Origin of the sequence: Novosphingobium taihuense (genome assembly GCF_007830315.1) — a bacterium.
Classification (GTDB): Bacteria; Pseudomonadota; Alphaproteobacteria; order Sphingomonadales; family Sphingomonadaceae; genus Novosphingobium; species Novosphingobium taihuense.
Genome location: NZ_VLKJ01000029.1, coordinates 1 through 1,762 on the forward strand (window position 1 = coordinate 1; position 1,762 = coordinate 1,762).

The 1,762-nt window shown below is 55.3% G+C and carries 1 protein-coding gene; it reads right to left on the reverse strand.

The annotated features are described in order from the left end of the window. Positions 1–72: 72 nt before the first annotated feature. Entirely contained in the window at positions 73–1,656 is a 1,584-nt protein-coding gene (locus tag IQ25_RS20945) for a site-specific integrase (RefSeq protein ID WP_144908213.1), read from the reverse strand. Between the last annotated feature and the right edge of the window lie 106 nt (positions 1,657–1,762).

The window sequence follows — 1,762 nt, forward strand, 5'->3', positions numbered from 1 at the left end:
TCGCCACCCGATACGATCAACTGGCCAACAGCTTCCTCGGGATGGTCCATCTCGCCACCGCCAGATACTGGCTCAAATTTGTCCACGCCGCCTAAGCAGTTGGTGAAACCGGCGAGCCAGTCGCTCGACATGCACCAGGCGTACTCCGAGCTCATCCGCGATCAATGTTGCAGGAACGCCACGTGAGGCCATCTGCACGATTTGATTCAAGCTGTAGTAGTCAGCGACCTCATCTCGGCGCCATTCAGGCATCGCCACGAGACCTTCCTTAGCGTCAGGAGGTGACTTGCTGCGAAGCTGAGACAGGAATGCATTGCCTTGCGGCATCCACGCCGGGAACGTCTTTCCCCGCGGTCGCCGCGCGCGCGGCAACACGAGATTTATGACTTCTTGCTCGTTCTGTAGCGCGTCAACGGCTGTTGCTATTGCAGACTGCTCCGCCGAACTTTCCTTGCGAGCGTAATGGCTGAGTGTTTCCGCCTTGGGCTTGTCAGGTGCCAGCTGGCAGAGCACTTCTGCTGGCAGCGAAGGCTCACAGGACCGCCGCCAGCAATAAGCCGCGGCAACCAGATCCATGAGATGAGTATAGGTGCCGATGGTGCGTTGGAACCTCGAGTGACCCGTCAATTGTCGCACGGCTTCCAAGGAGGACAAGCCCAAGTGTCCTTCGCTGAGCAAGGCGTGTTCCAGGCGGTCGCGACGAGCCAATGACACAAGATCTGAAGTTATGCCGGCGGGTAGCCTAAACTCATGAGCATCTCTCGGAAACAGCATGGTTGTTATCGCGTAGGACACGAAACTGTGACGCAAGATGCTGCAGCGACTGAAGATATAGGCTGCGGTTTTTCGCTCGTCAGTAGTAGCTTGCGGTTGCCTACAGACTGCGCGGATCGCTGTCTCAATCCGGTCGCAGAGATAGGGATAATCTGATGGATGGTAGACCGTATCGAACAAGAGCCGGGCGTTCTTCCGCTCGCTAGCACAATCGCGAATGCGCAGTGCCCGCCATTTGAGCAACTCAGCCAGTTCATCTGCTGAGAGCAGCGCGTGCAGGGGCAACAGCCTGCCGCTCGTCTTGTTCTTGAGGCTCACATATGGTGTCGCGGCAACTGTCAGCTCTACAATCTCATCAGCAATGATGATGTGATCGATTTCCAGAGCCACGACTTCACGGGGGCGCAGGCCGCAGCGGAACATGAGGAGGGCGGCAAACCAATGAGTTTCACGCTGGCCCGTCGCATGCTCGAGTTGCGACAGTAATGCTTGAAACTGGGGTCGGCTAAGGATCTGGCTCTTGACGTTGACCACACGGTGCTGCGCCTGCGAACCCGCAGGTCGTGACAGTTTGCCAAAGCCTAGGTAGCTGAAAAGCCGTCCGGCGATTTTAAAACCGTCGGGTCGCCTCTCCAAGACGGAATGAAGTATTCTTTCGATCTGCTCCGCAGTAGTAAAATGTCGCGGCTGATCCCAAATATCGAACCAATTGACCGACAGGCCCAATATGTAGGCGTGATCCAATAGAGTGGAAGCGCGTTTATATTTCGGCTTTTGCTTTTTGTGCAACGGATTTTCTGGGCAGTGCTCCAAAAACCACTGATGCAACCACCACCCGATGGTATTTTGGTAACGATCTTTGTCCGCCACCTTTCCATACATATGATTGCCTAAGAGCCTGATCCGAAACTAAGTTGAGTGGTATCAGTGGGTTAGCTTGACGCGAGCCCAAGTCGTTGATTCAGGTGGTTTTGCGAAGACTACCGGA

Bases quoted from the DNA above. Each gene is read 5' to 3' on its own strand.
- IQ25_RS20945 (WP_144908213.1), bottom strand. From the start codon at position 1,656: ATGTATGGAAAGGTGGCGGACAAAGATCGTTACCAAAATACCATCGGG.